This window comes from Streptomyces rugosispiralis (assembly GCF_024505145.1).
Lineage (GTDB): Bacteria > Actinomycetota > Actinomycetes > Streptomycetales > Streptomycetaceae > Streptomyces > Streptomyces rugosispiralis.
This window is the reverse complement of record NZ_JANIAA010000095.1, coordinates 1-8,812: the sequence shown is the minus strand read 5'-3', so window position 1 is coordinate 8,812 and position 8,812 is coordinate 1. Positions and strand designations below refer to the sequence as shown.

The following is an 8,812-nucleotide window of genomic DNA, read 5'->3' as shown; positions in this document are numbered from 1 at the left end:
CCGGGTCGATGATCAGGTCAAGGTGCGGGGTTTCCGTATCGAGCTGGGTGAGATCCAGGCCGTCATCAGTGGTCACCCCGGCGTCGCCCAGGCGGCGGTGGTGGTGCGGGAGGACCGGGTCGGGGATCAGCGGCTGGTGGCCTATGTGGTGGCGGATGCCACGGTTTCCGAGTCGGGGTTGCGGGAGCACGCCGACGGGTTGCTGCCGGATTACATGGTGCCGTCGGCGTTCGTCACCCTCACCGAGCTTCCGTTGACGACGAACGGGAAGCTGGACCGGCGTGCGCTGCCCGCGCCCGACTACGGGCCGGAGGATACGGGAGGCCGTGCCCCGCGTTCGCCGCGCGAGGAGATCCTGTGCGGTCTGTTCGCGGAGGTGCTGGGCGTGGAGTCGGTCACCATCGATGACGACTTCTTCCGTCTCGGTGGCCACTCCCTGCTGGCGACGAGGCTGGTCAGCAGGATCCGTAGTGTCATGGACGCGGAACTGCCCATCCGGCAGCTCTTCGAGACGCCCACCGTCGCGGGCATCTCCACCGCCCTGGACCGGACGTCCCTCGCCACCTCCACCGCCCGCCCCGCCCTCACCGCGACCGCGCGCCCGTCCCGCGTCCCCGTGTCGTACGCGCAAGCCCGCCTCCGCTTCCTGGACCTGCTGGGAGACGGAAACACCGCCTACAACGCGCCCGGCGCGCTGCGGCTGACCGGACCACTGGACCGGGAGGCGCTGCGCCTGGCCCTGGGCGATGTGGTGGCACGCCATGAGAGCCTGCGCACCGTCTTCGCCGAGGACGAAGAGGGCTTCACCCAGGTCGTCCTGGAACCGCGCCACGCCGCGATCGATCTCGGCGTGCGGACGGTGGACGAGGACCGACTTGAGGCAGAGCTGACCGCCGAGGCCAGGCACGTCTTCGATCTGGCCCATGAACCACCGCTGCGGGTCACGCTGTTCGAACTGGGACCGGACGCGCACGTACTCCTGCTGCTCCTGCACCACATCGCGGGTGACGGCTGGTCGATGCGGCCCCTGGCGCGTGACGTGGCGACGGCGTACACGGCGCGCGTCGAAACGGGCGAGGCCCCGCGGTGGCAACCGCTGCCGGTGCAGTACGCGGACTACAGCCTCTGGCAGCGGGCGGTCCTGGGCCGGGAGGACGACCCCGACAGCGAGCTCTCCCGCCAGCTCGCCTACTGGACCACCGCGCTGGCGGGCATCCCGGACGAACTCGCGCTGCCCGCCGACCGGGCGCGCACCGACGAGCTGACGCAGCGCGGCGGCCAGGACTGCTTCCGTATCCCCGCCGAACTCCATCAGGCGCTGTACGGACTGGCCCGCACGACCCGCTCCAGTCTGTTCATGGTGTTGCAGGCCGGGCTCGCGGCGCTGCTGACCCGGCTCGGCGCGGGCACCGACATCCCCATCGGCACACCGATCGCCGGCCGCACCGACACCGCTGTGGAGGAACTGGTCGGGTTCTTCGCCAATACGCTGGTGCTGCGCACGGACACCTCGGGCGACCCGACGTTCAACGAGCTGATCGATCGGGTCCGGGAGCGGAGCCTGGCGGCGTACGCTCATCAGGACCTGCCGTTCGAGCGGCTGGTGGAGGTGCTCAACCCGGAGCGCTCGCTCTCCCGGCACCCGCTCTTCCAGGTGTCGCTGTCCCTGCACCACACCGACCCCCGGGCCACGGTCGCCGAGGTCGCCCGGCTGCCGCGGCTCGCGGTGGAACTGCAGCGGCTGCCGATCGAGGACACCAAGTTCGACCTCAACTTCGAGCTGACCGAGCGGTTCGACGATGCGGGGCGGCCCGTCGGCATCGCCGCCGACCTGGAGTTCAGCGCCGAACTCTTCGACTCCCGCACGGCCCGCTCGCTCCGCGAACGCTACCTGCGGCTGCTGGCCGCCATGGCCCGGGAACCGGACCGGCGGGTCTCCGAGGCCGGGATACTCGACGCGGCCGAGCGGATGGCCGTCCTCGAGGAGTGGAGCGACACCCGGCGCCCGGACGTGGCCGCCGTGCTGTCGCGCCTGGAGCTGCCGGACGCGGTCAGCGGTACCCGGGTCTACGTGCTGGACGAGGCGCTCCGCCCGGTGGCTCCCGGTGTCCCCGGGCAGCTGTACGTGGCGCATGACGACCCGGCCCCGGCCGGCCGGGACGGCGCCGATGGCACCGACGCCGGGCGGCCGCTCCCGTGTCCCTTCGACCACGGCAGCGCGATGCACCGCACCGGCCGGCTGGCCCGCTGGTCGCACGACGGGGAGCTGCGGCTGGTCGAGACCCCCGCCGAGTGTCCGGGCGAGGTCACCACCCCCGACCGGCGGACCGAGCCGTCCCGTGCGCCGCGCAGCCCGCGCGAACAGATCCTGTGCACCCTCTTCGCGGAGATGCTGGGCGTCCCCTCCGTGGGCATCGACGAAGACTTCTTCGCCCGCGGCGGCCACTCCCTGTCCGCCGTACGGCTGCTCAGCCGCGTGCGCTCGGTGCTCGGCGCGGAGATCTCCATCCGCCGGCTCTTCGAGAACCCGACCGTCGCCGGTCTGTCCGCGGTGCTCGACGAGGCGTCCGGCGCCCGGCCTCCCGTGACCCCCGCCCCGCGCCCGCCGCGCGTACCGCTCTCGTACGCTCAGCAGCGGCTGTGGTTCCTGCACAACCTGGAGGGCCCCAGCGCCACCTACAACATCCCGGTCACCCTGCGGCTCGTCGGCGCACTTGACCGCACCGCGCTGCGCCTGGCCATCGGCGACGTCGTCGCACGCCACGAGAGTCTGCGCACGCTGTTCGCGCAGGAGACGGCGGAAGGGGCCGGCGCGCGGCAGGTCATCCTGCCCGCCCAGCAGGCGCGACCGGAGCTGATCGAGGAGATGGTCACCCCCGAGGAACTGGACGAAAGGGTGCGGGCCGCGGCCTCCCACCCGTTCGACCTCACCCGCGAACTTCCCGTCCGTGGCCGGCTGTTCACCACGGACACCGGGGAGTGCGTCCTCGTCCTGGTGCTCCACCACATCGCGGGCGACGGCTGGTCGCTCGGTCCGCTGGCCCGCGATCTGTCGTCTGCGTACACGGCGCGCGTCGAAACGGGCGAGGCCCCAAAGTGGCAGCCGCTGCCGGTGCAGTACGCCGACTACACCCTGTGGCAGCGTGAGGTGCTCGGTGCCGAGTCCGACCCGGACAGCGAGATCTCACGCCAACTCGCCCACTGGAAGCGGGCACTCGCGGGTCTCCCGGAAGAGCTGGAGCTGCCCGCCGACCGGCCCCGGCCACCGCGCCAGTCCCACCAGGGCGGACGCATCACCTTCGAGGTTCCCGCGGAGCTTCACGCGGGCCTCGCCCACCTGGCGCGCGACACGCGGTCGAGCCTGTTCATGGTGGTGCAGGCCGCCCTGGCGACGCTGCTGACCCGCCTCGGGGCCGGTACGGACGTGCCGATCGGCAGCCCCATCGCGGGGCGCACCGACGCCGCCGTGGAGGACCTGGTCGGGTTCTTCGTCAATACGCTGGTGCTGCGCACCGACACCTCCGGCAACCCCGCCTTCACCGAACTCGTCGGCCGGGTCCGCGAGACGAACCTCGGCGCCTACGCGCATCAGGACCTGCCCTTCGAACGGCTCGTCGAGGTGCTGAGCCCCGTACGCTCGCTCGCCCGCCACCCCCTGTTCCAGGTGCTGCTGGGCTTCGACAACAACCAGGACGCCCTCGAAGTGCTGAGGCTGCCGGGCCTGACCATGGACGTACGGGCCCCGGAGACCGGTCGCGCCAAGTTCGACCTCGCGTTCTTCTTCGACCAGACCTACGGGCCCGCGGGCGAGCCGACCGGCATGCACGCCGCGGTCGAGTACAACGCCGACCTCTTCGACCGGGAGACCGCCACCGGCTTCGCCGATCGTCTGCTGCGGGTACTCGAAGGCGTCGCGGCCGACCCGGACCGTACGATCGGGCAGCTCGACATTCTGACGCCCGCCGAAGCCCGCCACATCCTGCGGGACTGGAACGGAACCGCGCACGAGGTGCCGCCGCAGACCGTGCCCGTACTGTTCGAGCGGCAGACCGCCGAGGTGCCCAGCGCCACCGCGCTGATCTCCGAGGGCGCCACCCTCTCCTACGAGGAACTCAACGCCCGGGCCAATCGGCTGGCCCGGCTCATGGCCGCCGAGGGCATCGGGGCGGAGGACACCGTGGCGATCGCCCTGCCCCGGTCGGCGGAGATGATCGTCTCCCTGGTCGCCGTCCTCAAGACGGGCGCCGCCTACCTCACGCTCGACACCTCGGCCCCCGAGCAGCGGCTGCGTGCCATTCTCGACGACTGTGCGCCCCGCGCCCTGATCACCGACGTGGCCACCCGCCCCCTCCTGGGCACCGGCCCGGCCCACCGCCTCGTCCTGGACGACCCGGACACCGTACGGGCGCTCGCCGACGCCCCGGCCGCCGATCTCACGGACGGCGACCGGGTACGCCCGCTCGACCCGCGCCACCCGGCGTACGTCGTCTACACCTCGGGCTCCACCGGGACCCCCAAGGGTGTGGTGATGCCCATGGCGTCGCTGATGAACCTGCTCGCCTGGCACACCGGCACCTACAGCGGCGGCGTCGGCACCCGCACCGCCCAGTTCCTCGCCGTCGCCTTCGACTTCGCGGTACAGGAGATCCTCCAAGCGCTGGTGGCGGGCAAAACTCTCGTCCTGCCCGAGGAACACGTCCGGCGCGACGCCTACGAACTGGTCCGCTGGATCTCCCGCCACGGCGTCAATGAGCTGTTCGCGCCCACTTTGATGATCGACGCGGTGCTCGCGGCCGCCGAGGACCGCGGCGAACCGCTGGACTCGCTCACCGACATCTTCCAGGGCGGCGAACAGTTCCGGCTCAGCGGCGAGCTGCGCCGGTTCTGCGCGGGCGACTGGCGCCACATGGCGCACAATATCTACGGACCGGCCGAGACCCACGCCGCCACGTCCACCACGCTCCCCGAGGACGCCGACGAGTGGCCGTCGTCCGCGTCCATCGGCCAGCCGCTGTGGAACGCCCAGGTCCATGTGCTCGACGCACATCTGCGGCCGGTGCCGCCCGGTGTGCGCGGGGAGCTCTACATCGGCGGCGCCCAGCTGGCCCGCGGCTACCTGCACCGGCCCGGTCGCACCGCGGAACGCTTCGTCGCCGCCCCGTTCGGGGCCCCCGGCTCCCGTATGTACCGGACCGGCGACATCGTGTGCTGGAACCGCCTCGGGCAACTGGAGTTCCTGGGGCGCGTCGACGACCAGGTGAAGATCGGCGGTTTCCGCGTCGAACCCGGCGAGGTCGAAGCCGTACTCGGCGACCATCCGGACGTCGACACGGCGGTCGTCGTCACCCGCGAGGACACCCCCGGGGCGACCCGGCTGGTCGCCTACGTCGTACCGGAAGGCGCCCACGACGAGGCCGACCTCGTCCCCACCCTGCGTACCCACCTCGAACGGAACCTGCCGCACTACATGGTCCCGTCGGCCGTGACGGTCCTGCCCGAACTGCCCCTCACCGCCAACGGGAAGCTCGACCGGCGTGCGCTTCCCGCCCCCGTCGCGGACCGCGACGGCACGGGCCGAGGGCCGCGCACCGAGCGGGAGAAGACGCTGTGCGGGCTCTTCGCCGACGTGCTGGGGCTGGACGGGGTCGGCATCGACGACGGCTTCTTCGACCTCGGCGGCGACAGCATCATGTCCATCCAGCTCGTCGGCCGCGCCCGGCGGGCCGGACTCGAACTCGCGGTCCGCGACATCTTCGAGCACCGCACGGTCGCCGCGCTCGCCGACGTCGTCACGGAGGTGGCGGGGACCGTCGCCGAGGAGCCGGGCGCCGGTGTCGGCGAGGTGCCCCTCACCCCGATCGCGCACTGGCTGCTGCGACGCGGCGCGGACCTGGACGGGTTCAACATGTCCGTCGTCCTCCAGACCCCCGCGGCGCTGCGCCCCGACACACTCACCCGGGCCCTCCAGACGCTCCTCGACCACCACGACGCCCTACGGGCCCGGCTCACCGCCGGCCCCGAACGCCGACTGGAGACACGGGCGCCCGGCACGGTCGACGCCGCGCCCCTGGTGCGCCATGTGCGGGCCACCGGACACGGGGGCCGGCCCCTCGACGAACCCGCACTCAACGCCCTGGTACGGGCCGAGAGCGAGAGCGCCAGGGACCGGCTCGACCTGGACCGCGGCACCGTCGTACAGGTCGTGTGGTTCGACCGTGGCGCGGACACGCCGGGCCTGCTGCTGTTCCTCGTCCACCACCTGGTCGTCGACGGGGTGTCCTGGCGCATCCTGGTGCCCGACCTCGCGGAGGCGCACGAGGCCATCGCCGCCGGCCGCACGCCCGAACTCCAGCCCACGGGAACCTCGCTGCGCCGCTGGGCCCAGCGGCTGACCGAGGAAGCGGCCGAACCGGCCTGGGTCGCCGACGCGGCCTGGTGGCAGGAGACACTGCGGAGGGAGGACCGCGGCCTCGGGCGGCGTGCGCTGGACCCCGCCCGGGACACCACCGCGGCCGCCGAACACATCAGCCTCACCCTTCCGGTGAGCGTCACCGAGGCCGTGCTGACCCGAGTGCCCGCCGCGTTCAACGCGGAGGTCAATGACGTCCTGCTGACCGCGTTCACCGTGGCCTGGGAACAGTGGCGCGGGGAGACCGGCCTCCTGCTCGACCTGGAGGGGCACGGCCGCGAGGAGCACCTCGTCCGGGGCGCCGACCTGTCACGCACGGTGGGTTGGTTCACCAACCTCTACCCCGTGCGACTGGAGACGGGCGCCACCGACCTCGCCGAGGCGTTCGCGGGCGGTCGAAGCGCGGGAGACATCCTCAAACGGATCAAGGAACAGCTCAGGGCCGTGCCCGACAAGGGCATGGGCTACGGCCTCGTCCGTTACCTCAACCCCGGCACGGCCGAGGGGTTCGCCGGACTGACGGACCCTCAGATCGCCTTCAACTACCTGGGCCGCTTCTCCACCACAGCGGCCGGCCAGGACGCCGACTGGACCCCGCTCCTCGGCATCGACAGCGTCGCCGGCGACCCGCCGCACCTGCCGCTCGCCCACGCCCTGGAGCTCACCGCCCGCACCCATGACGGCCCCCAGGGATCGCAGTTCGTCGCGTCTTGGACCTGGGCCCCCGGAATCCTCGACGAGGACGAGGTCCGCGAACTGGCCGATCTGTGGTTCCGGGCGCTGGAAGCCCTCGTGGCCCACGCCGAGAACCCCGAATCCGGAGGGCTCACCCCTTCCGATGTCTCCCTCTCCTCGATCACCCAGGACGAGATCGAGGCGTTCGAGGACGAACTCGGCGACCTGTTCGACGACATGCCGGACGACGAAGAGCCGGCCGCATACGACGACGTACACGCTCCTGAAGACGAAGAAGAGGCCCGAAAGTGAGTCGCACCCCGCGGAAGATCGAGGACATCCTGCCGCTGGCCCCGCTCCACGAGGGCCTGCTCTTCCACAGCGTTTACGACCAGGGCGAACTCGACCCCTACGTCGTCCAGGCGGCCTTCGACATCGAGGGCCCGCTGGACACGGCCACCCTGCGCACCGCCGCCGAAGCCCTCCTGGCCCGCCACGCCACCCTGCGTGCCGCCTTCCGGCAGCGCAAGAACGGCGACTGGGCGCAGGTGGTGATGCGCACCGTGCCGCTGCCCTGGACCGAGACCGACCTGACCGCGCTGCCCGAGGACGAGCGGCCCGCGGCCGCGGCCGAGGCCATGGTCGTCGACCGGAGCACACGGATCGACGTGACCCGGCCCCCGCTGCTGCGATTCACCCTCATCCGGCTGGGCGCCTCGCTCCACCGCCTGGTGCTGACCAACCACCACCTGGTGCTGGACGGCTGGTCGCTGCCCGTCCTCATGGGTGAACTGTGCGCGCTGTACGACGCCCACGGCGACGACAGCGCCATGCCCCGCGTACGCCCCTACCGCGACTACCTCACCTGGCTGGCGGCACAGGACCGTGAGGCGGCCCGCGCCGCTTGGCGCGAGGCGTTCGCCGACCTCGCCGAGCCCAGCCCGGTGGCACCCGGCGTCGGCCGAACCACGGTCGCCTCCGCCGAGGTCCTCGCCTCCTTCTCCCGGTCCGGCACCGCCGCCCTCACCGAGATCGCCCGGAGCAGCGGCGTCACCCTCAACACCGTCGTGCAGACCGCCTGGGCGATCGCCCTCGGGCGGCACACCGGACGCGACGACATCGTCTTCGGCACCACCGTCTCCGGACGCCCGCCGCAGATCGACGGCGTCGAACGGATGGTGGGCCTGTTCATCAACACCCTGCCCACCCGGATACGGCTGCGAGCCGCCGAGCCGTTCGCCGAACTCCTCACCCGCGTCCAGTCCGAGCAGACCCGGCTCACCCCGCACCAGCACCTGGAACTCGCCGAGATCCAGCGCGCCGTGGGCCACGGCGAGCTCTTCGACACCTCCATGGTGTTCCAGAACTATCCCGTCGACCGCGCCACCACCGCCGACGAGGGCATCGCCGCCGCCGTCCAACTCGTCCCCAGCAAGGACCGCGAAGCCACCCACTACCCGCTGATGCTGGTCGGCTCCGCGCGCGACACCATGCTGTTCAGGCTGAACTACCGGCCCGACGTCTTCGACGAGACCGCTGCCCAGCGGTTCCTGGACCGCTTCGTACGGGTCCTGCACTCCCTCGTCGCCGACCCCGAGCTGCCCGTCGGCCGGATCGACGTGCTGGACGAGGTTGAGGCGCGGTCGGTGTTGTGGGGTTGGAATGACACGGTGTGTGAGGTGCCGGGTCGGTCGGTGGTGGAGTTGTTCGAGGAGCGGGTGGTTCGGT

2 protein-coding genes are annotated in these 8,812 nt (G+C 71.9%); both read left to right on the top strand.

What is annotated here, in order from left to right; translation table 11 throughout:
* Positions 1 to 7,396 (top strand): amino acid adenylation domain-containing protein (locus NP777_RS46230; protein ID WP_449343567.1); only part of this gene is annotated, 7,396 nt, incomplete at its 5' end.
* Positions 7,393 to 8,812 (top strand): condensation domain-containing protein (locus NP777_RS46225; protein ID WP_256656212.1); only part of this gene is annotated, 1,420 nt, incomplete at its 3' end. The genes NP777_RS46230 and NP777_RS46225, both read left to right, overlap by 4 nt.